The organism is Chromohalobacter marismortui (assembly GCF_004364315.1).
Lineage (GTDB): Bacteria > Pseudomonadota > Gammaproteobacteria > Pseudomonadales > Halomonadaceae > Chromohalobacter > Chromohalobacter marismortui.
This window is the reverse complement of the sequence record NZ_SOBR01000003.1, coordinates 64,520-89,210: the sequence shown is the minus strand read 5'-3', so window position 1 is coordinate 89,210 and position 24,691 is coordinate 64,520. Positions and strand designations below refer to the sequence as shown.

General features: G+C 60.7%; 23 protein-coding genes. 9 read left to right on the top strand and 14 right to left on the bottom strand.

Annotated features, from left to right (window positions below):
• Positions 1 to 3: 3 nt before the first annotated feature.
• The 6 genes from C8E00_RS06920 to C8E00_RS06895 form a co-directional block, all read right to left on the bottom strand.
• The gene (locus tag C8E00_RS06920; RefSeq protein ID WP_133696181.1) at positions 4 to 2,865 is read right to left on the bottom strand and encodes a formate dehydrogenase subunit alpha; all 2,862 of its coding nucleotides are present in this window, start codon (positions 2,863 to 2,865) and stop codon (positions 4 to 6) included.
• A 33-nt stretch (positions 2,866 to 2,898) separates the two neighbouring features.
• Positions 2,899 to 3,120 (bottom strand): twin-arginine translocation pathway signal, encoded by a 222-nt coding sequence (locus C8E00_RS06915; RefSeq protein ID WP_133696179.1) that lies wholly within the window; start codon positions 3,118 to 3,120, stop codon positions 2,899 to 2,901.
• A gap of 97 nt (positions 3,121 to 3,217) precedes the next feature.
• A complete protein-coding gene (locus C8E00_RS06910; RefSeq protein WP_133696176.1) occupies positions 3,218 to 3,898 on the bottom strand; it encodes a TorD/DmsD family molecular chaperone in 681 nt (226 codons plus the stop codon).
• Positions 3,899 to 3,900: 2 nt separating this feature from the next.
• A complete protein-coding gene (locus tag C8E00_RS06905; protein ID WP_133696174.1) occupies positions 3,901 to 5,565 on the bottom strand; it encodes a 4Fe-4S dicluster domain-containing protein in 1,665 nt (554 codons plus the stop codon).
• Between the two features lie 195 nt (positions 5,566 to 5,760).
• On the bottom strand, positions 5,761 to 6,348 hold the full coding sequence (locus C8E00_RS06900) for a DUF3306 domain-containing protein (protein WP_133696171.1): 588 nt from the start codon (positions 6,346 to 6,348) through the stop codon (positions 5,761 to 5,763).
• A 4-nt stretch (positions 6,349 to 6,352) separates the two neighbouring features.
• Positions 6,353 to 6,778, bottom strand: a complete 426-nt coding sequence (locus C8E00_RS06895; protein WP_133696169.1) for a DUF3305 domain-containing protein — start codon at positions 6,776 to 6,778, stop codon at positions 6,353 to 6,355.
• 158 nt (positions 6,779 to 6,936) lie between these two features.
• Between C8E00_RS06895 and C8E00_RS06890 the strand changes: the two genes are divergently transcribed.
• The 3 genes from C8E00_RS06890 (at position 6,937) to C8E00_RS06880 (ending at position 10,377) form a co-directional block, all read left to right on the top strand.
• Positions 6,937 to 7,824: a formate dehydrogenase accessory sulfurtransferase FdhD gene (locus C8E00_RS06890; RefSeq protein ID WP_133696167.1), complete on the top strand. Its 888-nt coding sequence runs from the start codon at positions 6,937 to 6,939 to the stop codon at positions 7,822 to 7,824.
• The gene (locus C8E00_RS06885; protein WP_133696165.1) at positions 7,821 to 8,744 is read left to right on the top strand and encodes a helix-turn-helix transcriptional regulator; all 924 of its coding nucleotides are present in this window, start codon (positions 7,821 to 7,823) and stop codon (positions 8,742 to 8,744) included. Before C8E00_RS06890 ends, C8E00_RS06885 begins: the two co-directional genes overlap by 4 nt.
• Before the next feature lie 184 nt (positions 8,745 to 8,928).
• Positions 8,929 to 10,377: an APC family permease gene (locus C8E00_RS06880; protein ID WP_243833132.1), complete on the top strand. Its 1,449-nt coding sequence runs from the start codon at positions 8,929 to 8,931 to the stop codon at positions 10,375 to 10,377.
• Between the two features lie 69 nt (positions 10,378 to 10,446).
• Here the strand turns inward: C8E00_RS06880 and C8E00_RS06875 are convergent, their stop codons facing one another.
• Both C8E00_RS06875 and C8E00_RS06870 read right to left on the bottom strand, forming a co-directional pair.
• A complete protein-coding gene (locus C8E00_RS06875; RefSeq protein WP_133696161.1) occupies positions 10,447 to 11,079 on the bottom strand; it encodes a helix-turn-helix domain-containing protein in 633 nt (210 codons plus the stop codon).
• Positions 11,080 to 11,164: 85 nt separating this feature from the next.
• Entirely contained in the window at positions 11,165 to 12,103 is a 939-nt protein-coding gene (locus tag C8E00_RS06870; RefSeq protein WP_133696158.1) for a histone deacetylase family protein, read from the bottom strand.
• 199 nt (positions 12,104 to 12,302) lie between these two features.
• Between C8E00_RS06870 and C8E00_RS06865 the strand changes: the two genes are divergently transcribed.
• The 4 genes from C8E00_RS06865 (at position 12,303) to C8E00_RS06850 (ending at position 18,446) form a co-directional block, all read left to right on the top strand.
• Entirely contained in the window at positions 12,303 to 15,050 is a 2,748-nt protein-coding gene (locus C8E00_RS06865) for a bifunctional acetate--CoA ligase family protein/GNAT family N-acetyltransferase (protein WP_133696156.1), read from the top strand.
• 351 nt (positions 15,051 to 15,401) lie between these two features.
• Positions 15,402 to 16,610, top strand: coding sequence for a quaternary amine ABC transporter ATP-binding protein (locus tag C8E00_RS06860; RefSeq protein WP_133696153.1), 1,209 nt, complete (start codon positions 15,402 to 15,404; stop codon positions 16,608 to 16,610).
• Complete coding sequence (locus C8E00_RS06855; protein ID WP_133696151.1) at positions 16,610 to 17,455, top strand: ABC transporter permease; 846 nt, start codon at positions 16,610 to 16,612, stop codon at positions 17,453 to 17,455. The genes C8E00_RS06860 and C8E00_RS06855 overlap by 1 nt, the downstream gene beginning before the upstream one ends.
• 106 nt (positions 17,456 to 17,561) lie before the next feature.
• The gene (locus C8E00_RS06850) at positions 17,562 to 18,446 is read left to right on the top strand and encodes a glycine betaine ABC transporter substrate-binding protein (RefSeq protein WP_133696148.1); all 885 of its coding nucleotides are present in this window, start codon (positions 17,562 to 17,564) and stop codon (positions 18,444 to 18,446) included.
• Positions 18,447 to 18,551: 105 nt separating this feature from the next.
• Here C8E00_RS06850 and pdxH read toward each other — a convergent pair whose 3' ends face one another.
• The 5 genes from pdxH to arsC form a co-directional block, all read right to left on the bottom strand.
• A complete protein-coding gene (gene pdxH / locus C8E00_RS06845; RefSeq protein WP_133696146.1) occupies positions 18,552 to 19,199 on the bottom strand; it encodes a pyridoxamine 5'-phosphate oxidase in 648 nt (215 codons plus the stop codon).
• Positions 19,200 to 19,461: 262 nt separating this feature from the next.
• Positions 19,462 to 20,730, bottom strand: coding sequence for a hypothetical protein (locus tag C8E00_RS06840; RefSeq protein WP_133696143.1), 1,269 nt, complete (start codon positions 20,728 to 20,730; stop codon positions 19,462 to 19,464).
• Positions 20,731 to 20,733: 3 nt separating this feature from the next.
• Positions 20,734 to 21,126: a DUF2069 domain-containing protein gene (locus tag C8E00_RS06835; protein ID WP_133697212.1), complete on the bottom strand. Its 393-nt coding sequence runs from the start codon at positions 21,124 to 21,126 to the stop codon at positions 20,734 to 20,736.
• Positions 21,126 to 21,755 (bottom strand): NAD(P)H:quinone oxidoreductase, encoded by a 630-nt coding sequence (gene wrbA / locus C8E00_RS06830; protein WP_133696140.1) that lies wholly within the window; start codon positions 21,753 to 21,755, stop codon positions 21,126 to 21,128. The genes C8E00_RS06835 and wrbA overlap by 1 nt, the downstream gene beginning before the upstream one ends.
• Before the next feature lie 26 nt (positions 21,756 to 21,781).
• Entirely contained in the window at positions 21,782 to 22,129 is a 348-nt protein-coding gene (gene arsC / locus C8E00_RS06825; RefSeq protein WP_133696137.1) for an arsenate reductase (glutaredoxin), read from the bottom strand.
• Positions 22,130 to 22,192: 63 nt separating this feature from the next.
• Between arsC and C8E00_RS06820 the strand changes: the two genes are divergently transcribed.
• Positions 22,193 to 23,425 (top strand): YihY family inner membrane protein, encoded by a 1,233-nt coding sequence (locus C8E00_RS06820; RefSeq protein WP_133696135.1) that lies wholly within the window; start codon positions 22,193 to 22,195, stop codon positions 23,423 to 23,425.
• Positions 23,426 to 23,488: 63 nt separating this feature from the next.
• Here C8E00_RS06820 and C8E00_RS06815 read toward each other — a convergent pair whose 3' ends face one another.
• Positions 23,489 to 23,911, bottom strand: a complete 423-nt coding sequence (locus tag C8E00_RS06815; protein ID WP_133696132.1) for a gamma-glutamylcyclotransferase family protein — start codon at positions 23,909 to 23,911, stop codon at positions 23,489 to 23,491.
• A 128-nt stretch (positions 23,912 to 24,039) separates the two neighbouring features.
• Here C8E00_RS06815 and smrA point away from each other — a divergent pair, with 128 nt between their 5' ends.
• The gene (gene smrA, locus C8E00_RS06810; protein WP_133696129.1) at positions 24,040 to 24,633 is read left to right on the top strand and encodes a DNA endonuclease SmrA; all 594 of its coding nucleotides are present in this window, start codon (positions 24,040 to 24,042) and stop codon (positions 24,631 to 24,633) included.
• Positions 24,634 to 24,691: the final 58 nt, after the last annotated feature.

The following is a 24,691-nucleotide window of genomic DNA, read 5'->3' as shown; positions in this document are numbered from 1 at the left end:
CGATCAGGCGGAGGCTTTCTCGATCCGGCATAGTGTGCACTTGGTTTCCTGCATCTGTGTCACTATGTCGTAGCCGTAAGTAGTCGCGGTGTTGGCGGCCTCACCAAGGACATAAGGCCGTGCACCTTCGGGGTACTTGTCCGCCAGGCTTTCGCCCTGGAAAATGCCGCCGAAATGGAAAGGCATGAAGGCGACGTCGCGTGCCACGCGCGGCGTCACCATGGCCTTGACCTTGACCTTGCCGCCTTCGGGCCCATGCACCCAGACCATGTCATCGTTCTTGATGCCCAGGTCGTTGGCCTGCGCCGGGTTGATCTCGACGAACATTTCCTGCTGCAGCTCGGCGAGCCATGACATGGAGCGGGTTTCTTCGCCACCGCCTTCGTACTCGACCAGGCGTCCCGACGTCAGGATGATCGGGAATTCCTGGCTGAAGTCGTTTTCCTGAATCGAGCGATACAACGTCGGCAAGCGATAGAACGATGCCACGTCGTCCCAGGTCGGGTATTTCTCCACCAGGTCGCGCCTAGGGGTGTAAAGCGGTTCGCGGTGCTTGGGGATCGGGTCCGGGAATGTCCACACTTCACAGCGTGCCTTGGCGTTACCGAACGGCGCACAGCCGTGCTCGATGGCGACACGCTGAATGCCGCCGGAAAGATCGGTCTTCCAGTTCTTGCCTTCGGCGGCTTTTTTCTCTTCGGCCGTGAGATCGTCCCACCACCCCAACTGCTTGAGCATGTCGGCGGTGAATTCCGGGTAGCCGTCCTTTATCTCGGAACCGGCGCTTGCCACGCCGTCGGCCAGCAAATTGACGCCATCGTGTTCGACGCCGAAACGCGCTCGGAATGTGAGCCCCCCTTCCTTGACGGGCTTGCTCATGTCGTACAGTAGCGGCGTGCCGGGATGGCCGAATTCGGCGGTGCCCCAGCAAGGCCAGGGCAGGCCGTAATAGTCGCCGTCGATGGGGCCGCCCAGCGCCTGCATGGAATGGAAATCGAAGGTATGCCAGTTTTTCTGGTGGGCCTTGAGACGTTCCGGGCTCTGACCGGTATAGCCGACCGTCCACATGCCGGCGTTGATTTCACGCAACACGTCCTCGATGACCGGGCGGCCGTTCTCGATGGCGAAGTTGCGTGTGAATTCATCGCCGAATCCAAGCTTTTGCGCCATGAGGTACATGATTTCATGGTCGGGCTTGGAGTCGAACATCGGTTCGATGACCTGATCGCGCCACTGCAGTGCGCGATTGGTGGCGGTGACGCTTCCCGTGGTCTCGAACTGTGTGGCGGCGGGCAGTAGATAAACGCCATCGGTGCGGTCGTTCATCACGGCGGCCACGGTGGGGTAGGGATCGACCACGACCATCAGCTCGAGCTGGCTCATGGCCTTTTTCATTTCCGGACCACGGGTCTGCGAGTTGACCGCGTGTCCCCAGTAGAACATGCCCTTGAGGCTCGAGCGTTGGGCAATGTCGGCGTCTTCTTCGAGCACGCCATCGATCCAGCGCGAGACGGTGATGCCATTGGAGTTCATGGGCAGGGAGCCGTTGTACTCGTTGGGATCGAAGCGATTCTTGATCCACTCGTAGTCGACGTTCCAGATCTTGCTCCAGTGCTTCCATGCCCCTTCACTGAGCCCGTAATAACCGGGCAGGGAATGTGACATCAGGCCCAGATCGGTGGCGCCCTGCACGTTGTCGTGCCCGCGGAAGATGTTGGCGCCGCCACCGGAGACTCCCAGGTTGCCCAATGCCAACTCGAGGATGCAATACGCGCGGGTGTTGTTGTTGCCGGTGGTGTGCTGGGTGCCGCCCATGCACCATACGACGCACCCAGGACGATTTTCACTGATACGCTTGGCGACATCGTACATGTCGGCCTCGCCGACGCCGGTGATCGACTCGACCACATCGGGCGGGAAGTTGGCGACTTCGCTACGCACCTTGTCCATGCCATAGACGCGCTGTTCGATGAACTGCGTATCTTCCCAGCCGTTTTCGAAGATATGCCACAGCAGGCCCCAGATATAAGCAACGTCGGACCCCGGGCGCAGGCGCACATACTTGTCGGACTTGGCGGCGGTGCGCGTAAAGCGTGGGTCGACCACGATGATCTGAGCGTTGTTACGTTCCTTGGCCAGCAGGATATGCTGCATGGCGACTGGATGCGCCTCACTGGGGTTGGAGCCGATGAACAGAATCGACTTGCTGTTTTGTATATCGTTGAGCGAATTGGTCATCGCGCCGTAGCCCCACGTATTGGCGACGCCGGCGACGGTGGTGGAGTGGCAGATACGTGCCTGGTGATCGGTGTTGTTGGTGCCCCATAAGGCGGCCAGCTTACGCATCAGGTAAGCCTGTTCATTATTGAACTTGGCCGATCCCAGCCAATAAACGCTGTCCGGGCCGTGCTTGTCTCTGAGCTCGAGTACCTTGTCACCGATTTCCTCGATGGCCTGGTCCCATTCGAGACGCTGCCATTGGCCGTCGACCAGTTTCATCGGGTACTTCAAGCGCCGCGTGGAATGGCCGTGTTCGCGCAGCGAGGCGCCCTTGGCGCAATGCGCCCCCCGGTTGATCGGGTGGTCGAACGCGGGCTCCTGCTTGGTCCAGACCCCTTCTTGCACCTCGGCGTAGACGCCGCAGCCCACCGAACAGTGGGAACAGATGGTGCGTTTGGTTTCGACGGGCGCATCGGAATAGGCCGTCTTTTCCTTGGCACTGGCCGCCTGCATCATGCCATGGCCCATGAAGCCGGCCGCCGCGAGGCCGCCGGTGGCCACGCCGCTGCGCTGGAGGAATTGTCGGCGGCTGATGCCGAGACCGCCTTGACCGGCGGGTTGGGAGGATTTTCGAGTCAATCGCATGGTTATGTCCTCAGTTCCGGTTCTCTCGACCGTTTAGTCGCGCAAGGTGGCGTAGAAGGCCTTGACGTGATCGGTTTCGCGATACGTCGTGTCGCCGGCATCGGCGGCGTCTTTGGTTTCATCCGCTTGTGCCTGCGCCAGGGTGACATGGCCGACGGCCACGGCCGCACCCGCGGCGACCGTACCCAGCCCGACATTGCGCAAGAAGTGACGCCGGGCGGGATTGTTCGACGTTTTATCGTTCGGCTCTTTCATGAGGCGACTCCTTTTTGTTTTGCGCGTTTGTGGCTTGCACACACCTCTGCGTTATCGCTGCCGTCGGGCAAGCGGCATGGGTGATGAACGAGGCGCATTAGTTGGGCCTCCCTTCGCCAAGCGTAGCGGGAGGTGGCGAAAACGTGACGACTTGCGCGTCAGGGTCACTTTGCAATTGATCACCCTCACGCGAGAAGAAAGCCTCTCCGAGCGCTCCGACGCTGGCATAGAACGGGTCTTCGACCTGGGCCAGGTCATGCATGAAACGCAATGCCCAAGGGCTCAAATGACGCTTGAAGAACGCTGCCTGTGCCGCGGCCCGGGATTCGATGAGCATGGCCATGACTTCGCACATGGCGGAGAAGTGATCTTCGGGTTCCTTGACGTGCGCGGCGCGCTCGAAACCGAGGTGCTTGAGGTCATGGCGCAGTGCCACCAAGGGCATTTCCATCAGCGATCCGGTCAGGTACCAGGAGGCATACGGCACGAGCTGGCCCTGGATCACGCCCACGAGCAGACCAAAGTGCACATCGTGCAGCGTGCCGGGATGCCCATGGCGGGCGGCCAGTGACAGCGAGGCCCAATGTCGCTTGAGTGGCGAATTCTCGTCGTCGGGTTCGAGCGCGGCGAGAAAGTCGAGCAGCTCCGCGTTGGGCGCTTCACGTACCAAGCGTGCCAGCAATAGATAGACATCGGCGCGCAGGGCGTTGCGTTCCTCGAGTGCCGCCGTGAGGGATGCTGGAGAGTGATGAGTATCGCTATGCTCGGGCGTCGTCATCGTCATACCTTGAGCTGAGCATTGGGGTCACGCGCCATGTCGTGCCAGATATCCTTGACGCGGCAGTCTTCGCACATTTCCAGGCGCTTGATGGCATCACCGGCAAAATACGGATGATCGGCGAGTTTCTGCTTGATCGAGGCGATGGTGCTGGTAGTGGCAAAAGGCTTGCCGCAGCTGATGCACTCGAATGGCGCTTCTTCCTTGACCGTCGCGACCTGGCTGCGGGTTTCAGGGTCGGCCATGAACCCGGGGTGCAGGGCAATGACCCCTTCGGGGCACGTGGCCTCGCAAAGCCCGCACTGCACGCAGGCACTTTCCTGAAACTGCAGGGCCGGAGATTGGCCAGGCGTGCTCAGCGCCTGCACGGGGCACACCGCCACGCAGGCCATGCACAAGGTGCAGTGGTCGGCGTCGATATCCAGCGTGCCGAATGGCGCGCCGACGGGCATGTCCACGCGCTTTGCGCTGGGCGTGCCATGTGCCGCGAGGAAGTCGAGAATGCTGTTGAGGGCCTCGCGTTTGGCGTGCGGGCGTGTCGTTTCCAGGCGTGCGCCGAGAGGCGCCACGATCGGCAGTGCGTCGCGTTTGGCGCTGTCGCCTGCATCAATCAGGCTCAGGCGCCGGGTATCATGGCCCAATGCCGCTAACATGGCGGTGGCTTGAGCGTATTGATCGTGCACTAGCCGGCTCAATGACGGCGGTAAGCTGTCATGCATGACGATGCGTACTTCGGCGCCGCCGCGGGCGAGGGCGCCCAGCCAGTGGTCGAGCCCCGCCGCGCCGAGTTCTTCCAGCGGCACATCGAGGACATGGCCCGCCGCCGGGGGGGGGTCGCTGGCTTGCGTCTCTTGGTCGAGAAAACGCACCACGGCGGTATCGCCGCCTTCGGCGTGATAGCTGGCAAGCAGGCGTGCGATGTAATCGTCCAGGCGCTCCGGTGTGGGCAAGGCATAGCGAATGGCGCCGGTGGGACATGCGCTGGTGCAACTGCCCGCACCGTGACACCGAAACGGGTCGATGACGATTTCCTGCTTGACGCTCGAAATGGCATCGGCAGGGCAGATATCGAGGCAGCGAGTGCAGCCGCTTTGACCACGCCCGGCATGGGCGCACAAATCACTGTCGATCTGAAAATAGCGCGGCTTCTCGAATTCACCGACGCACGCTTGAAGATCCTGAACGGCTTGCTCGAGGGATGTCGTGTGATTCACGCGGTGGTAGCCCGGCGGCGGCAATTCGTACTGCAGCAGCGCCGGTGTGCCGAGATCGAGAATGGCATCGAAGTGGTCGCGCCCCAGGCTGGCCTGTGAAAGAGACGCGCCGCCGTCACCGGCACTTAGATGAAACGCGCCTAGATAGCCTTCCAGGTGTGGATGCGCGCAGGCGATATCGCGCACGCTGGCGAGATCGTGTGTGCTGTCGTGAGGCAATGCGGACTGCGTGGTGACCAGCGTGATGCTGGCAAGCTCGTTGTCCGTGAGTGCCTGCATGGCGCGCTGAAGGTCCGTTGCCGGCCCCACGATGGCCACATGGCCGTGGCTGGTATAGCTCACCGTGGGCGGGGCGAGGTTCTGCGGCCATGACACCTGCTGCAGGGCGGCCTCACGCGCGGCTGCGTTACGTGCGTCGTCGTTCAACGCTCGCGTATCGATGAACTGGGGCATGTCACCTCATCAGCTTGTCGGTCGTGTCACGGGGCTTTGAGTCTTGTCGTGCCAATCGGGTGGCATCTCGTCTCGGTCTTTGCCGAGCTTTATATAATGTTATGACTGCAGGTTAGATACCTGTTCTCGTCGCAAACGAAGGGCTTGCCGGGCAAGATACGGGAGCACCGTGGCATTATTGACGGACGCTATGGGTCAACTTGACGCACCCGAGCGCCCGGATGGGTCATTTGGTGCCTCTTCTGCCGGTGGGTCCGTCTCTGTCGGCTGGGATGTCTGCGCTGACTCGGAAGTGGCGTCTTCATCTTCTTCAGCGGGCGTGTCGGATGGTCGCGTCTGCGTGTCGTCGTGCTGTGGTGAGTCCTGGGACGCTTGTTCCTGGCGGAGCCATTGGCGCATCCGGGCACTGACCTCGGGCGTCATGCGCATCAATTGCGAGTAATCCTCGTCATAATCGTCCAGGCCGTCGCGCACGTTGTAGTTGCCAATCGTGAACATGCGGCGCAGGGCGCGGCGTTTGAGGAGCTCGCCGACACCCGGCAGCATGAAGGCGCGAAAATCGTCCTCGGCGCCGAGTGTCTCCGGTGCAGGCAGTTGCTCGTCCAACGGACGCTGAGGATCGTAGCCGGGAATCAGGGCGGCGGCGCGCGATGAGGCCGCGTCGTCCCCGTGCGCGGGAGGAGCCTGTGCCTGGCCGACGGCCGTCTCTTCGTGCGGCATGTCGGGCGACGACGCATCGCCGTGATCGCGCTTGCGCTGTGACCAGCGTTGCATGAAGCTCATGACATCACTCCTGACTGGCGCGCCCGGCGCCGGCGCGTTTCTTCTTGCGACCACCGTCGACACGTTCGCCGTGACGTGCCAGGTAGGCCTCGATCCAGGCCTGTATGGCCAAGGGCATGGGGGCGTCGAGGACCTGGGTGTCACCGTCCATCCAGTTGGCCGCGACTTCTTGACTCGCGGTAAGCTCGCGTGGTGCTGGACCGTCATCGGTCGCTTCGCAGCGCATGAACAGGACAGGATGCTGGGCGTTCAAGTTGAAGCGGTAGGCTGTACGTTCGGTGAGAAAGAGCGTCAGCGGCAGGACGTGGGGGCCGCGGTCATGGCACCCGATGTCGGCAATGTACCAGGCCAGGGACGTGAAGCCCTTGACCTCCTGGCGCCGGAACGCCAGCTCGAAGCTCAAGTATCTCAGGTTGTCGTCGGCCGCCATGGCGGTTGCTCCCTGTAAGGTGAAACATGACACGCTGTATCTGCATCATATAGCAAGCCGCGTGCCTGATAGCCTGGAAAATGCGTCCTCGGCGTACATTTCCCTTGGGCATGCATGTTGTGCTTTGGGTATCCTGTCGCCATGAGAAGGAGGTGAGCATGTCCAATGTCGTGTTGAGTCGGGCGCGTATGCCGACAACGCTCGAGATCGCGGTGACTGATGAATACGGCCAGCGTCGTCAGCAGGCGATCGCTGCCGAGCGCGCCTTGACGGTGTACTTGAATCGTCAGGAGATCGTGACCCTGATGACGCTGGGGGCCGAGCCGGAAGCGCTGGTATTGGGGTATCTGCGCAACCAGGGGCTCTTGGCGCGTGCCGAGGATGTCGAGGCACTGCAGGTCGATTGGGATGTGGAGGCCGCTGCGGTCGTGACGCGTGTCTTGCCTGAAGACCTTGAGGCGCGCCTGGCTCAGCGAACCGTGACCACCGGCTGCGGGCAGGGAACGGTCTTTGGACGCCTGCTCGATGCCACCGATCTGCGTCCCTTGCCCCGCGAGCCGTTATCCCAGGCGGTGCTGTATCGCATGCTCGACAACCTGGGGCAGTTCAACGAGACCTATCGCAATGCCGGGGCCGTGCATGGTTGCGCGCTGTGTCGGCAGGATCGTGTGCTGGGGTTCGTGGAAGACGTGGGGCGCCATAATGCGGTGGATACGCTGGCTGGTCGCCAATGGCTGGCGGCACTGGGAGAAGGTGTGTCGGAGGATACCGAGCTGGCGACGGCGGATATCTTCTACACCACGGGGCGCCTGACGTCCGAAATGGTGCTCAAGGTCGCGCAGATGGGGATCAGCGTGCTGGTCTCGCGTTCGGGCATGACGCAGAAAGGCGTGGAACTGGCGCAGCGTTTCGGCGTGCTGCTGGTGGCGCGAGCCAAGGGGCGCCATTTTCAGGTCGTCGACCAGCAGGCGCGCCTGGTGCTGGATGCCATGCCGGCGCCACGTCCGGGGGACAAAGCGGCGTCTCGGCACAAGGACATCTCATGAGCGATTCCGCCTCTACCTCGCCGTTTCTCAACGTGCATCAAGTCGCCGAGCTGTTGCATCTCAACGAAAAGAAGATTTACCAGCTGGCCAGCGATGGCGCCATCCCTTCCACCAAGGTGACCGGTAAATGGTTATTCCCCAGACGCTTGGTCGAGCAATGGATTCTGGAATCCTGTCACCATGGCGTACTGGCCGATCGTCTGATGGTGACCGGTAGTGACGACCCGTTGCTTTCGGCCTTGATCATGCGCCTCAATCAGCAGCAGCAGGGGCATGCCTTCTATGGCTATAGCGTGACCGGGACGCAACTGGGCTTGTCGTTGCTCTCGCAAGGCCGCGCCGATGTGTGTGCCATCCATTGGGGGCGTGCCGAGGAAAGCGAGTTGCGCCACCCGGCGCTGGTGAGAAGTCATAGCGGCTATCGTCATTGGGTGCTGGTGCGATTGTTCCGCCGCAGTCAGGGGTTGATCATCCGGCCCGAGGACCGACACCAGCCTCACGATCCCTCGGGGCTTTTCGGCGCCAATCGTCGCTGGGCCGTCCGTCAAGAGGGGGCTGGATCGCAGCGCTTTCTCAAGGAATGGTTGGCGGGGCATCAGTTGCGACTCGATCAGCTCAATACCCAGGTCGTCGCCTACAGCGAACGCGAGGTTGCTTCGCTCGTCGCGCGTCACGAAGCCGACATCGGCCCAGGCACGCTGTCGGCGGCCAATGAATTCGGCCTGGGGTTCATTCCCATCAGCGAAGAGTCGTTCGATCTGGTGACGCCGCGCAACGTGTACTTCCGGTCGTTGTTGCAGCAGATGTTCGATTATCTACACAGTGCCGCCGGCTTGACCCTGGCCCAATCACTGGGTGGCTACACGCTCGATGAATGCGGCAAGTTGTTGTGGCGGGGCGATGACGTTCAGCATACCTAGCCTATCGCTGGTTGTTATCGCCACGGCGTGGAAAAAACCGCCATTGCCTCTCACCGTGGGTTGTCTCGATTCACCTGGTCCATTATCTTGCCTGCCGGGCGTGCATTATATGAAACAAATGCCGCTCTCTGGACGCAAGATAAGTGCACATCAACAATACCGCTTTCCATAAATGAGTATCGCGATGAATCGAACAACGTCTTCCAAAGAGGCAAGCGAGCTGACGCGCGTGCTGGCGCGCAAGGATGTGCTCGCATTGGCGTTCGGCGCCATGGTGGGGTGGGGCTGGATCGTCATGACCGGCAACTGGATCCAGTCGGCAGGGAGTCTAGGCGCCATCCTGGCCTTTGTCATCGGCGGCATTGCCATCGTCTTGGTGGGCTTGACGTATGCCGAGCTGGCGTCGGCGATGCCGCAGGTCGGAGGTGAGCACGTATACAGTTATCATGCTCTGGGGCATTTCGCCTCGTTCCTCTGTACTTGGACCATCGTGCTGGGCTACATGAGCGTGGTGTCGTTTGAGGCCGTGGCCTTGCCTACGGTATTCGAGAATCTGTTTCCCGGCTATGCCGTCGGCCATCTGTGGACGATTGCGGGCTGGGAGGTCGAAGCGACCTGGGTGGCCGTCGGCGTCGTCGGCTCGCTGGTCATGATGGCGATCAATTACATTGGCATTCGCACGGCGGCCTTGGTACAGAAACTGGTGACGATTCTGATCCTGGTGGTGGGCGTGATGTTCATCACCGGGGCACTGTTTACCGGAGACACGGCTCACATGGAGCCTCTGTTCAACGTCGAGAACGGCCTCGTGGGTGGCATCATGATGGTCATGATCATGGTGCCGTTCATGTTCGTGGGTTTCGATGTCATCCCGCAGGCGGCCGAGGAAATCGATCTGCCATTTCGCGATATCGGCAAGGTGCTGATGATCTCGGTCATTCTGGCGGTGTTCTGGTATGCCTTGATCATCCTCGGAACGTCGCTGATGCTCGATCCGCAGGCACTGGAAGCTTCCACGCTGGCGGTGCCGGATGCCATGCAGGCCGTTTTTGCGGCGCCCTGGGCCGGCAAGCTGATGGTGGTGGCGGGCATCGCGGGGATCATCACGAGCTGGAATGCCTTCTACATTGGTGGCTCCCGGGCCGTTTATGCTCTTGCGCATGCAGGGATGCTGCCAGCGTTTCTGGGCAAGCTTCACCCACGCTACAAGACGCCCAGCAACGCAGTCATCATGATCGGCGCGGTCTCCTGCCTGGCGCCGTTTTTCGGCCGTCCGATGCTGGTGTGGTTGGTGGACGCCGGTGGGCTGGGCATCGTCATCGCGTATTTGTTCGTGGCGCTGTCGTTCGTGGTGATGCGTTACAAGAACGCCGATATGCCGCGCCCCTTCAAGGTGCCCTATGGCAAGTGGGTCGGCATCGTTGCGGTGGCGTTGTCGTTGGGGATGGTGAGTCTCTATCTGCCGGGCAGCCCCTCGGCGTTGTTGCCGATCGAGTGGGTCGTCTTCGGTGCGTGGATGTTGCTGGGGCTGGGAATGTACCTATGGGCGCGCAAGCGCTATGGCGTGGCGTACAGTGACCGCATGATGGCCCGCGAGCTTTCCGGCGATAGCGCCGTCAAGGATATTGATTGAAGGCGTCAACATCGCAATGAAGAAGTGGAACGCGCCCGGCCTTGAGCCGGGCGCTTTTTTAATGGGCGATCACGCGTTCTCGCCGCGCGTGCATACGGAGAGCACGACGGCGTCGGCGTCGCTGACGGACACCAGGGCGTGGCCCATGTCGCTGTCGAAATAGATGCTGTCGCCGTGGGTCAGGTGCAGCGGTTCGTAGAACTCGGTATACAGCAGGATGTCACCGTCGAGGACCATCAGGAATTCCTCGCCGTCATGGCGGACCCACTCCTGGAATTCGTCGAAGCTGCGCGCACGGACGATGGTCTTGAAGGGAATCATCCGCTTCTGGGCCAGCTGCCACGAGAGGAGCTCGTGCTCATAGGTAGGGGTGGGATGCTGCTGACCCTCGCCGACGCGGGTCAGGTCTCGGCGACCGAGAGTGCGTGATTGTGGCTTGGGCGGTGTCAGCAGTTGCGGCAGATCGATTCCCAGGCCGCCGATGAGTTTCTGCACGGCGCTGAAGGTCGGCGATATCTGGTCGTTTTCGATCTTGGAAAGCGTCGAGCGTGCCAAGCCGGTGCGTTGGCTGACGTCTTCCAGGGTCCAATGGTTGGACAGGCGAATTTCCTTGAGGCGATCACCCAAGCGTAGCGGCTCGACGAACGCTTTGCGTCCGGAGGCGATGCGCAGGGCGGCGTCGCTATCGGTTTGGGCAGCCATGGGGGTCCACGATAGGAAATAAAGTTTCCGTCAGGATACCACAGCCCGGTAGGCACGGGGCGAGCCGAGTGCCGTTCGGAGATGCTCAGGGGTCGCCGAGAGGAAAGCCCAGCAGCGCCTTGAGATGGGCCTCGACACTACTGCCCAGCGCGTCCAGATGGTACCCGCCCTCGAGTACCGAAACCAGGCGTCCTTCGGCGTAGATGCGCGCTATGTCCAGGGCGAGTTGTGTCACCCAGTAATAGTCGGCCTCGACGAGGTTGAGGCTCGCCATCGGATCGTCGCGGTGAGCATCGAAGCCCGCCGACAGCATGATCAACTGTGGCTTGAACGCCTGGAGGGCGGGGAGCCACTGGTTTTCCACGCGATGACGAAACTCATGGCCCCCGGCGCCTGCAGACAAAGGGGTGTTGATGATGTTGTCCCATGTGTCGTCCTGATAGCGCCAAGGATAAAAGGGCGACTGGAAGCTCGAACAGACCAGGACGCCTGGGTCATCCTTGAAGATGTCGATCGTCCCGTTGCCCTGGTGGACGTCGAAATCCAACACGGCGATACGCTCGACATCATAGCGCTGGCGGGCGTGGGCCACGCCGATGGCCACGTTGTTGTAGAAGCAAAACCCCATGGCCGAGCAGCGTTCGGCATGATGACCGGGGGGGCGCACGGCACAGAAGACGTTGTCCGCCTGGTGTCGGAAGACCTGATCGACACCGCGCACGACGGCGCCGGCGGCGACGCCCGCGGCGGCCAGCGTGTCCTGGTTCATGTGGGTCTCGGCGTCGAGTTCGCTCAAGCCTTGCTGGGGGGAGCGCGTCGCCAGCATTTCCAGGTATTGAGGGCAGTGGACGCGGGCCAGCGTCTGCGCTGTTACCGGTTGCGCTTCGGATTGCATGGTATGCGTCAGCACCCCGCTCAAGGCCAAGCGTGCGCGAATGGCCTCCAAGCGCTTGGGACTCTCGGGATGGCTCGGCCCCATGAAATGCCGCATGCAATCGGGGTGGGTAATATACGCAGTAATCATGGGAACTCCATCCAGAGGGCGTCTATGGGCTGAGACGATGGGCGCAGACTGTCCGCGTGGGACCTTAAGGCCTGATAGGATGATAGAACAGTGCCCATAGGTCGAACGATGCCATGTCGCTACAGTCATGGCGAGTTGAAGTGAGGCCGCCCGAGCGTGAGGATGAGCGGCAAGGTCGGACCAAGCGGGGGAGATTGCTGTGGGAACGCGTTTTCTGCGTCATTTTTTCGAGCCACATAGCGTGGCAGTGATCGGCGCGTCGGAAAAGCCGCTTTCGATGGGCGGCATGGTGCTCGGCAACCTGCTCGAGGCCGGTTTTACCGGCACGCTGTGGGCAGTGAATCCGCGCGGTTACGACACGGTATACGGCGCCCCCTGTGTAAAGCGTATCGCGGACCTGCCCGCGGTGCCGGACCTGGCGATCCTTTGCAACCCTGTGGAAGGGGTACCGCTTAGTATCGAGGCGCTGGGCAAGTTGGGCGCGCGTGCGGCCCTGGTGCTGTCCGGTGGGTCCTACCTCGATGATCGCACCCAGGATGGTGGCTCGCTCCGAGAGCGAATGCTCACGGCGGCGTTGCGTTCGGGCATTCGAGTCCTGGGGCCTGAGTGCCTGGGGATCGTGGTCCCCGGCAGCAAGCTCAATGCCACCTATGCGAGCCAGCCGATCAAGGCAGGGCGCGTCGCTTATCTAGGCCAGTCGGGGATGCTCGGTAATGCCATGATCGACTGGGCAGCGGGGCGCGGTATTGGTTTCTCGCATCTGGTGACATTGGGTGACAGCGTCGATGTGATGCTCTCCGACCTGATGGATTACATCAACCAGTACTCACCGACACGCGCGCTGCTGCTGCATCTGGAACGCGTGCACGATGCACAGCATTTCATGACCGCGTTGCGTGATGCCTCGCGCAACCGTCTGGTATTGGCGATCAAGAGTGGACGCTCGCCGCAGTCGACGCTCACCCATGAGCCTCGGACACCGGGGATCGACAATCGTGACGTGGTATTCGACGCCGCACTGGCGCGTGCCGGGGTCGTGCGCGTGAACGATTCCGATGAGTTGTTCGATGCATTGGAAACATTGACGCGCATGCGGCCGTTGCGCGGCGATCGCTTGGCCATCGTGGCGAATGGCCTGGGACCGGCGCTCTTGGCGATCGACAAGTTGGTGATTGCTGGCGGAAAACTGGCAGACTTGACCGACGTTACCCGCGATGCGCTGGTGCAGGGAGAATTCGATGTCAGCCTGCCGGGGCGCAATCCCGTCGATCTGGGCGGCAATGCCTCGCCTGAACGCTTCGTCGATGCGTTGGAAATCGTGGCGGCCGATGCCAACGTGGATGCCGTACTGGTCGTGCACGCACCGACGCGACTCGCGCCGTCCAAGATTACGGCCGAGGCGTTGATCGCCAATCGTAAACGCTTCAAGCGCAACCTGTTGACCAGTTGGATGGGGCTCGAGGAGGCACTCAAGGCACGCCACGAGTGCAATCTGGCGGGTATCCCCACCTATATCTCCCCAGAAAAAGCGGTCAAGGCGTTCATGCACATGGTCGATTATCAGCGTGTGCAAACGCTCCTGCAGGAAACGCCGCCCAGCCTGCCTTTCACCACCCAGCCCGATATTCGCGCCCGCTGCCATCGCTTGATCGCTGCCGCCAAGCAGCGTCATCGTGACCGCCTGACGCATCAGGAAACTGCCGACGTTCTGGCTGCTTATGGCATACCGTCGGCGCCGAGTCAGTATGTGTTCAGCCCCGAGGAAGCGCTGCAGGCGGCGCGAGACATCGAGGGTCCCATGGCACTGAAAATCGTGCATGCGCATAACTGCGTGCCGTTTCGCTATCGCAAGCACCCGCATAAGCTCTCCGCGGGCTTGCTGCAAGATCTCGAGACGCCGGAGCAGGTGGCCGATGGCGTGCGGCGTCTAGGTGACAAGGTCCGCGAAAAATTCCCTGAAAGCCCGATTTTCAGTTATTGCCTGCAACGCATGCAGCGTGGCAAGGCGTCGATGCAACTCTGCGCGGGCATTACGCGTGACCCGGTGTTCGGGCCGGTCATTGTCTTCGGTACCGGCGGCTATAAGATCAATGTGCTGGCGGATCGTCAGGTGGCCTTGCCGCCCCTGAACATGACGCTGGCCAACGAGCTGGTGGCGCGCACGCATGCGTACCGCTTGATTTGCGAGCATGCCGCCGATTCCGAACAGGACATCGAGCGTCTCTGCGAATTGCTGGTCAAGCTCTCGCAGATGGCGTCGGACTTGCCCGAGCTCCAAGGGCTGGAGCTCAATCCATTATTGCTCAACCGCGATGGTGTGGTGGCGGTGGACTTTGCCATGGACCTGGGCCAGCCCGCGCGCCATGCGATCATGCCGTATCCCGAAGAGCTGCGAGAGTGGCGGGTATTGGGTAATGGCATGGATGTCGAGGTACGTCCGATCCGTGGCGAAGATGCCCCGTTGATCACGCTTTTCCATGAGCGTCTTTCCGAAGAAAGCATTCGCTTTCGTTATTTCCATCACAAGGCGGACCTGACCCAGCGCGACCTGGCCGTACTGGCACAGATCAATTACGACCGCCAAATGGCGTTCATTGCCGAGCACGCACAAGCCGATGGCAGCAAGGAAATGCTCGGCGTGGTACGCGTGTGGAACGATCCGGACAATATCCGTACCGAATTTTCCGTGATCATTCGCGATGATCTCCATGGCCATGGCCTGGGCAGTCTGCTGATGGAAAAAATGATCCGCTACTGCAGAGGGATCGGCATTCTCGAAATGGTCGGCACGGTGATGCTCGACAATCAACCCATGCGGACGTTGCTGAAGCGCCTGGGATTCAGCTTTCGCTATAACATGGAGGAGCAGGTGGTCGAGGCGTCCTTGCGACTCAACGCGCCGAGCAGCGATTGGCAACGCCATCGGCTGGAGAGTCCGACGGATTGAGGCGCTCTGGTCTGCTTCTCGATGTCGCGACGAGGCTGCGGAAGGTCGGTTTTGTCGCTTGCCGCCCCCATCGGGTGGGTATGATCGAGATGCTTGGGAGTGCGTGAGTGGGTTGTTGAACCATGGATCAATCATCAGTTGTTTTTATTTGAAGCAATATCAATAAGTAGGTATGATTCGATACGAAACATAACGCAACATTATCTTCATGATCATTTCTCATCATCTCCATGACCATAACAAGAGCCAGGAGACTGACCCGCCAGATACTCGCAACGTGACAACGTGACATTGCTGAGCGCTCTTGCTTCGCAAGGGCATGGCGACGACTTGACCAAAGCAGGCAAGCCTATGACTGAAACGGACGAAACGAATATCAAGATTCAGGTACGCGGCTTGAGCAAGGTGTTTGGCTCGCAGCCCAAGAAAGCACTCGAGTTGCGTAACCAAGGTAAAAAACGCCCTGAAATTCTTGAAAAAACCGGCCAGACCCTGGGTCTTTCCAACATTGACTTCGACGTACGTGAGGGCGAGCTCCTCGTCATCATGGGGCTTTCGGGTTCCGGGAAGTCGACGCTGATTCGTTGTCTCAACCGTCTCATCGAGCCCACCGAAGGGGATATCGTGATCGACGGTCAGAACATCCCCAAGCTCAATGAGAAAGAGCTATTGGAATGCCGCCGTCGGCATTTCTCGATGGTTTTCCAGAATTTCGCGCTGTTTCCGCATAAAACCGTACAGGAAAATGCCGAATACGGTCTCGAGGTGCGCGGCGTAGAGAAAAGTTCACGCGTGCAAAGTGCGCGTAACTCGCTCAAGCAGGTAGGCCTCGATGGATGGGAGGATGCCTATCCGAGCCAGCTTTCAGGGGGCATGCAGCAGCGTGTCGGTCTGGCCCGTGCCCTGGCCAACGATGCCACCGTGATGCTGATGGACGAAGCCTTCTCGGCGCTTGATCCGCTCATCCGCAAGGACATGCAGCAAGAGTTGCTTGAACTGCAGCATCGCATGAAGAAGACCACCATCTTCATCACTCATGACCTTGATGAGGCCATCAGCATCGGTGATCGCATCATCCTGCTCAAGGATGGCGAGGTCGTGCAGAGTGGTACCCCGGAAGAGATTCTGACCCGGCCTGCCGACGATTACGTGGCGCGCTTCGTCGAAGGCGTGGACATGTCGCGTGTCTTCACGGCTAATAGCGCCATGCGACCCGTGCGTGCCACGGCGCGTGATGGCGACGGGCCGCGCACCGTGTTGCGCAAGATGAGCGACAACGGACTGGATTCCATCTATGTCATCGGCCGTGATCGCACCTTGATGGGGATCGTGAATGTCGACGACGTCGATGCGGCTGCCAAGGCGGGCAAGGATACGATCAGCGAGTTGATCCAGAACGACTTTCCGAAGGCCGGTCCGGATGAGCCGATGAACAATCTCTTTGCCATGTTCACTGAGAAAAGCTATCCGATTGCCATCGTCGACGACAACCAGCGTTTATTGGGTGTGGTCGTGAAGGGTGCGGTACTTGAAAAACTGGCTGAAGCGGGAGAGCACTGATGGCGATTGATATTCCACGCATTCCCCTCGGCGATGCCATCGAGGGGGGGCTCGATTTCTTGACGTCGCATTATTCCAATGTGACACGAGGCATCTCCAGTGTTACCCAGACGGGTATCTCAGCGCTTAACGATGGCCTGATGTGGTTGCCCGAATGGGCGCTGATGGCGATCATCGCGGTGATCTGCTGGCGGGTCGCCAACCTTAAACTAGGCATCGGGGCCGTTCTGGGGCTGGCCTTGATCTGGAACCTCGGCCTGTGGGATCCGATGATCGAGACCCTGACGTTGGTGGTGATCGCCACGGTGGTTGCGGTAGTCATTGCCATGCCGTTCGGGGTGTTTGCGGCTATTTCGGATCGCTTCTATGGTTTCATCATGCCGGTTCTGGATTTCATGCAGACCATGCCGGCCTTCGTGTATTTGATCCCGGCCATCCCGTTTTTCGGCATTGGGTCCGTGTCGGCTATTTTTGCCACGGTGATCTTTTCGATGCCACCGGCGATACGTTTTACGACACTGGGCATTCGACAGGTCCCCAATGACTTGATAGAAGCGGCGGATGCGTTCGGCGCCACGCGCACACAGAAGTTGATCAAGATACAGTTTCCGCTCTCCTTGCCGACGATCATGGCCGGTATCAACCAGACGATCATGCTGGCGCTGTCGATGGTCGTGATCGCCGCCATGATCGGGGCCGATGGCCTGGGTAGCGAAGTCTGGCGCGCCATTCAGCGTCTGCGTCCCGGCGATGGCTTCGAAGCCGGCATTGCCGTGGTGATCCTTGCCATGTTGCTGGACCGCATCACGCAGGCACTTCGCAAGCCGAGAAAGAAAACGAGCTAAGCAGGAAGGCGTAGCAAAGCGCCATGTATCGAGCATGGGCTCGATAAGGAACGGCCGGCAGGTCGTTCCGGCAAGATCTCCCATCAATAAGAGAAGGAGAAAGACGATGACACGCACTTCATTGACGAAAGCCGTACGCTATGGCGCCATCATGATGGCCGCCGGTGCAGGGCTCAATGCGGGCATCGCGCAAGCGCAGGATAGCAAGGGTGAAATCACGCTCGCCTATGTCCAGTGGGCCTCCGAAGTGGCGTCTACCAATGTGGTTCGCGCGGTACTCGAACAGCAAGGATACGATGTCGAGATGTCGTCACTTTCCGCTGCTGCCATGTGGCAGGCCGTGGCCTATGGCGATGCCGATGGCATGGTGGCGGCTTGGCTGCCGACGACGCACGAGCAGTACCTCGAGAAGGTGAAAGACAAGGTCGTCAACCTTGGTCCCAACCTTCAGGGCACCAGGCTGGGCCTTGTCGCGCCCTCTTATACCGATATCTCTTCCGTCGCCAACCTGGACGACAAGGCGGATATGATTGATGGTGAGATCGTCGGTATCGATCCTGGTGCAGGGTTGATGGGGCTCACCGAGAAGGCGATCGAAGAGTATGATCTTGGTGATGCGATCAACCTGCAATCGGGCAGCGGCGCCACCATGACGGCGGCGCTCGACAGCGCGATCCAGAACAAGGACGACATCGTGGTGACCGGTTGGACGCCACACTGGATGTTTGCGCGTTGGGATCTCAAATACCTCGATGATCCCAAGAATGTCTACGGTGACGCGGAACACATCAGCACGATCGTTCGCAAGGGCCTCGAGGAAGATATGCCGGGCGCCTATGCGATCCTCGATAACTTCGAGTGGACGCCGGAGCAAATGGGCGAGGTCATGCTCATGAACCAAGAAGAAGATGCCGATCCGTATGAAAATGCCAAGAAGTGGGTGGAAAACCATCCCAAGGTCGTCGATGAGTGGGTGAACGGCGACAGCTGATTGGCACGGACGCTCCAAGAGCGTTGACCCAAGCGCCCGGTTCTTCATGAACCGGGCGTTTTTCATGCCGAGAGCCGATCAGTGCATTGGGCCGCTCGAGTGGCCTCAGGGGGCCAGCCGTGTTTTGCTCCAGGCCGCGTCCTGTTCGTGGTGCCGGTAGCGAATACGGTCATGGAGACGGTTGGACTGGCCCTGCCAGAATTCCAGAATATGGGGCCGAATACGGTACCCGCCCCAATGAGGCGGGCGTTCGACGCTCTGATCGGCATAGACTTGTTCGAAGCGCTGCTTGCGTTCTTCCAGCCACCCGCGGTCGGGAATTTCCACGCTCTGCTGGGAAATCCATGCGCCTAGCTGGCTATCGCGAGGACGACTCGCGAAATACTCATCCGAGAGGTGCGCCTCGGCTTTTTCCACGCGCCCCTCGATACGCACCTGCCTATGGAGAGTGGGCCACCAGAACACAAGCGCGGCATGGGGCACATTCGCCAGCTCGCTGCCCTTGTGGCTTTGATAGTTGGTGAAAAACACGAAGCCTGATTCGTCGAAATGTTTGAGCAATACCACGCGGGCATGGGGCAGCCCCTGGCTATCGACGGTGGCCAATGTCATGGCGTTGGGATCTTGAGGCTCGTTGTCGCGCGCCGCCGTGAACCAGGCGTGAAACAAGTCGATGGGTGACGCCGGCGTCTGCTCGTCGGAGAGTGTCTCGCCGGCATAATCGCGTCGCAGATCAGCGATATCGTAATTCATGATCTTCCTCTCCTTAGTGTGCCTTCATTCATCGGGTAGCGGCATGTCGACTCATTCGCGCAGGTGGCCGCGATCATGCGCCAGGACGCTAGCGTATCGGGATGGTAAGCGCATGACACAGCGCCAGGCTTCTCCCCGCGGCGTATCGAGTGGAATGCGGTCATACCCATCAGGATAGCGTTCCAGGCGGTCGAGATCGCGAAAAGTATTTGCCTCGACGGTTGAGATGTCACCAACGTCATCCTTCTACGGTCGCATGGCGTCAAGGTGTCTGCCACCAAGCGTACAAGGCGAAGACCGTTCCGCATGCCAGCCAGCCAAGCACGGCATAGGGCAAGTTCCAGCGGAGCATGTCCCGCGACTTGAGGCCGTAGCGAACGCACAGTGCGAGATTACTGCCCGATAGGGGGCTGCATCCGGTTCCCAGTGCCCAGCTCATGAGAAACAACATGCCCAGCAAGGTCGGGTCGGGGTTCAGAGGTTGCACCAGTGGTGCGATCGTGGCGATGCCAACAAGTGGATGGATACCCACGAACGCCAATACCACGAGAATACCTTGCGTGATCCAGGCAGCGAAACTCCCGAAATGGTCGAGTGGCAGGAGATGGCGGTCCGGTGCGCTGGCCAGCAGGGCGGCGAGGCCGCTGGAGATGAGCCCGGCGGCAAGGAATAGCGAAAACTGAGGCCCGAGACGCGGCAATCCCTCGTTGAGTTGGTGCCGTAAACGCTCGCGTCTTTCACGTGAGGGAACCAGCAGGGTCGCGAACAACGGCGATACGATGCTGATGATCAAGGGAATGGACAAGTTCGGCCAGATGAAGTGCGTCACAATGACGCTCAGCGCCAATACGCCGGGTAACACGAGACTGCTCCTGCCAAGGGGGTAGCCGATGAACTCACCGGGCAGGCGTAGCGCATCGACTGTTATCAACGCCAGCAGTAGCGACGATGCCAGAAGCCCCCACGGGAGTATCGCCAGGAAGTCGATGCCTGGCGCATAGGTCAGGGCCACCCCCATGGCGACGAAGAACGGTGACCAGGCTGCTGCTGCCGGGAAGGCGCGCCCCAGCACAATGGCCTGTTGGCGCGTCAAGCGTCCTTGGCGCTGCATGCGATCTCCGAATAAAAACAGCACGGAAAGATTGATGACCGCCCCGAAGAGATGCACGCCCAGCAACGTGCCCCAAAAGCTACCATGTCGAGCGTCCGGGGAGTCACTGTCGCTGAGAGGGCGTGCCATGGAGAGAAAACTGACGCCGGCAAACATCATCAGCAAGGGCTGGTTGACGCTCAAGCCGGCCACCAGAGAGGCCGGTGTTTCGCGCCACAAAGCGATTCCCCAGAGGACCGCCCCGGCAAGTCCCAGCCACATGGCTTGTCGCCGGGAGGCGCGTGGCAGTTGCAAACACAGGCGCAACGTGGCGAGCCATCCCAGAATGGCGGCCGGCCATAAGGGTAGATGGAGCAACGAGCAAGCGATACTGACGATGAGCATCGCGAGAATGAGGCAGCTCGATGGGCGTAGCGGCATTCCTCAGCCTGTGAGCTGTTGTCGGCGCCAGCGCGCATACGCAGCGGCACTAACGAACAAGACGAGGGCAGCGAGTGTTTCCAGCACCCCCCATGCGAGTCGATCCGGTAGCTGAGCGATCATCAGCCCTTGCAAGATATACAGCAGGCTGACGAAGGCCAGCATGACATGCCCTCGCGGACGCCGAGTGACCACAGAAGGGAGAAAGAGTACCAGTGGCAAGAGGCGGACAGCTATCGGCATCAGGTCGACCTGACCGCTGGCATACAGTTGCCAGCCGCCGAAGATTTGCAGAAGGGCCAGTGCCGCCATGCCGCCCCAGACGCCTCGGCGTGCCAGCGTAGCGACCCGCGACAGCCCATGGCGTGACGCCAGTTGATCGAGCCGTTGACGCATCACGTGGCCTCATGCAGCGAGCGCATGGCCAGGGCGAGACGTCCCAGTCGCTCGCCTTGAGCCCGTGCCAGCGCCGTTTCGTCGTCATCCAGCGGACGGTCTGCCTGTGCGCCGGCGAGGTGACTCGTGCCATAGGGGGTGCCGCCGGACTGCGTCGTCAACAAGCGCGTCTCGCGATAGGGGACACCAGCGTAGACCATGCCGTGATGCAGCAGGGGAATCAGCATGGTCAATAGCGTGGCTTCCTGCCCGCCGTGCAGGCTGGCCGTGGAGGTGAATGCAGTGGCGGGTTTGTCGGCGAGGATGCCGTTCATCCACAGCTCGCTGGTGGTATCCAAAAAGTATTTGAGGGGCGAGGCCATGTTGCCGAACCGTGTGGGGCTGCCCAGCGCCAGACCATGGCAGTGGCGGAGATCGTCCAGGGTAGCGTAAACGGCTCCCTCGGCGGGGATTTCCGGGTCGACCGCTTCGGTGGTCGGCGACACGGGAGGGACGGTACGTAGCCGTGCCGCGATGCCGGCGTTGCTCTCCACGCCAGCGGCGAGTTGTTCTGCCATCTCTCGAGTAGCGCCGTTGCGCGAGTAGAACAGCACGAGTACATAGGGTGTTGCAGAAGCGGGGCGCGTCATGAGAAGCCTCGTGTCGTGGACATCGATCATTCGATCAAGTCGAGAATAGCGGCCGGGGGACGGCCGATGCGGGCACGTGTGCCATCATCGAGAATCGGTCGTTGCATGAGGCGAGGGTGCTCGGCAATGGCCTGCAGACGCTCGTCGTCGCTGGGTGCCTCGAGTGCCAGGGATCTCCACTGCGCCTCGTTGGTACGCACCAGAGCAGGCACCCCATCTTCCAGCCGTTGCGCCAAGGCACGCAGCGCGGCGATGTCCAATGGCGCGTCAAGGTAGCGATGGACAGTGACATCGACCCCGCGTGCTTCGATGAGGGCGAGCGCTTCTCGGGACTTGGAACAGCGCGGGTTGTGGTAGAGTGTAAAAGTCGTCATGCCTTGACTCCGGCAGCGGGATTCGACGTATCAAACAATTAGTTAAGCATTTTAGAGCGCCACATGCGACGCCCACAACTCCTTGATAGACGCTGGCCGGCCATCATCCTGCACAGTCTGCGTGAGCTGATTCAGCGCTTCGATGCGCATGACGGACTCAAGACGGCCTCCGCCTTGACCTACACCACGTTGTTCGCGGTGGTGCCGTTCATGACCGTCCTGTATGCGATGCTCTCGGCCATTCCCAGCTTCCAGGGGATCAGCGAACAGCTACAGGCCTTGATCTTCAGCCAGTTCGTGCCGGCGACCGGGTCGACGCTGGTCGAGCATTTGCGCGATTTTTCACGACAGGCGCGTAGCCTGACGCTGATCGGGTTGATCTTCTTGCTGGTCACGGCGGTGATGATGATGGTGACCGTGGAGCGTGCCTTCAACAGTATCTGGCATGTCTCGCGCAGCCGACGCGGCGTTTCCAGTTTCCTGCTGTACTGGGCGGTACTGACGCTCGGCCCCTTGTTGCTGGGCTCGGGGTTCTTGCTGTCTTCCTATCTGGCATCGCTGACACTGGTGCGAGGGGCCGCCGACGTGCTGGGCGGGCCGGTCGCCTTTCTGCGCTTGCTGCCGCTGACGCTGAGCTTCACGGCGTTCGTGTTCATCTACATGGCCGTGCCCAACTGCCGGGTACGGTTTCGGCACGCCGTGGCGGGCGCCGGGCTGGCCGCCCTGGCTCTGGAGCTCGCCAAGGGGGCGTTTTCGTTGTACGTCACTTACTTTCCGTCGTATCAGGTCATCTACGGGACCTTTGCCGCCGTTCCCTTGTTTCTGGTGTGGGTGTTCTTGTCCTGGGCGATCGTGCTGGTCGGCGCTGAACTGGCGGCCTGGCTGGGGGAGCGGCGGTGCGCCGAATGGCGCTACTGGGCGCCGTTCTGGCAAGCGCTGGGGGTCGTGTCTCACCTGTACGATGCCCATCGGCGAGGGCAGGCCGTGTACGACCGGGAACTGGCGATGCGACTGGGGGCTCGCTATTCGGACGTGATGGCGCCCTTGCAGACACTGGGCGTGGCCGTGCAGCTCGATAACGATCGCTGGATGCTGGGGCGCGACCTCGATGCCTTGTCGCTCTGGGACTTCCAGCGCGCCATGCCTTGGGCCGTGCCGCTTGGCGAGTCGTCGCCCGCACCGGCGATGCAGGCGGTCCATGCGGCGCTACAAGAAGCCGAGCGCCACCGTCGGCAGGTGCTGACGCAGTCCATGGAACATCTGTTGGCTGAGGGGGCATGCAACGACTCGGCGTGACCTGGCCTTGGGTCATGAAGGTTTATACCGTTATCTTTCATGACTCAAAAAAAACCAGAACGTTCATATGCGTCGATACACCCATGCGCTCGTGCCGTCTGCCAGCCTGACGTTGACGCGGCGATAGCGGGCGCCGATGCGCTCGTAGCGGTCCAGACGTTGCAGCGCGGGAGTGCTTACCTTCAACAGCTCGCCCTCGACCGTGCCGCCGACGCTTGGAGCAATATCCAGCTCGTGACGTGTGTAGCCATTCAAGGTGGCAGGAGACGACGCGATGCCTATATTCCCCGTTACCAGCGAACGTATGAGCACGTAGCGCAATGTGCCATAGACGAAGACATTGTGTTGCTCGAGGCGAGTATCCACGATCGGTGGCGAGGCCGGCGGTTCGTAGCCGTAAGGGCTGCGAAAGGTGTACCAGAGGTAACCGCTGCCGATGACGATGCCGACCATGAGCGCGATGCCCAGTCTGATCCCCCAGCGCATTGATTGTCTCCTATCGCGTGCCCATGATCAGGCGGGTGCTTGCCGCCAGGGCCGGGGAGTGTGGCATTATCCAGTGAGGTTGGAAACCTTCGGGGATTCCGGTAACAGTGCCTTAGGAGACAATGCCGATGAGCCAGCACATGCGGGATGATCTGTTTCGGGAAGCGCTGGGAGAGGATGTCCAACCCTTGACCAAGGGGCGCGACAAGGCGGACATCGAACACTCGCCTTCTGCCCCCTCCGAGGCTCAACTGGCTCGCCGTGCCAAGGCCGAAGCCGACGAAGTGGAAGACAATTTCTTGTCCGATGAATTCGTCGATCTAGCGGGCCCGGCCGATCCCATCGAGTATCGTCGCGATGGCATCCAGATCGGTGTGCTCGAGCGCTTGCGTCACGGCGACTATGCACCGGAGGCATATCTACACGTGCAGAAAATGCCGCTTGAAGCCTGCCGGCGTGAGTTGTTTCGCTTCATAAGAGACGCCCGCGAACATGACCTGCGTTGTGTGTTGATCGTGCATGGCCGTAGCAAAGAGGCTGAGGGACGTGCCAATGTCGTACGCTCCTACATCGCCAAATGGCTGTCGCAATTCGATGAAGTGCAGGCTTACGCATCGGCGCACAAACGCCACGGTGGCCTGGGCGCTACTTACGCCATGTTGCGCAAGTCTGAGCGGGCGCGAGCCCGGAATCGCGAGCGTCAGCAAAAGCGGCGGGGCTAAGCACGTCACGTTACACGAGGAAGGAGGGGCCGACGTCATGCCTCTCGCGAGGCGACGT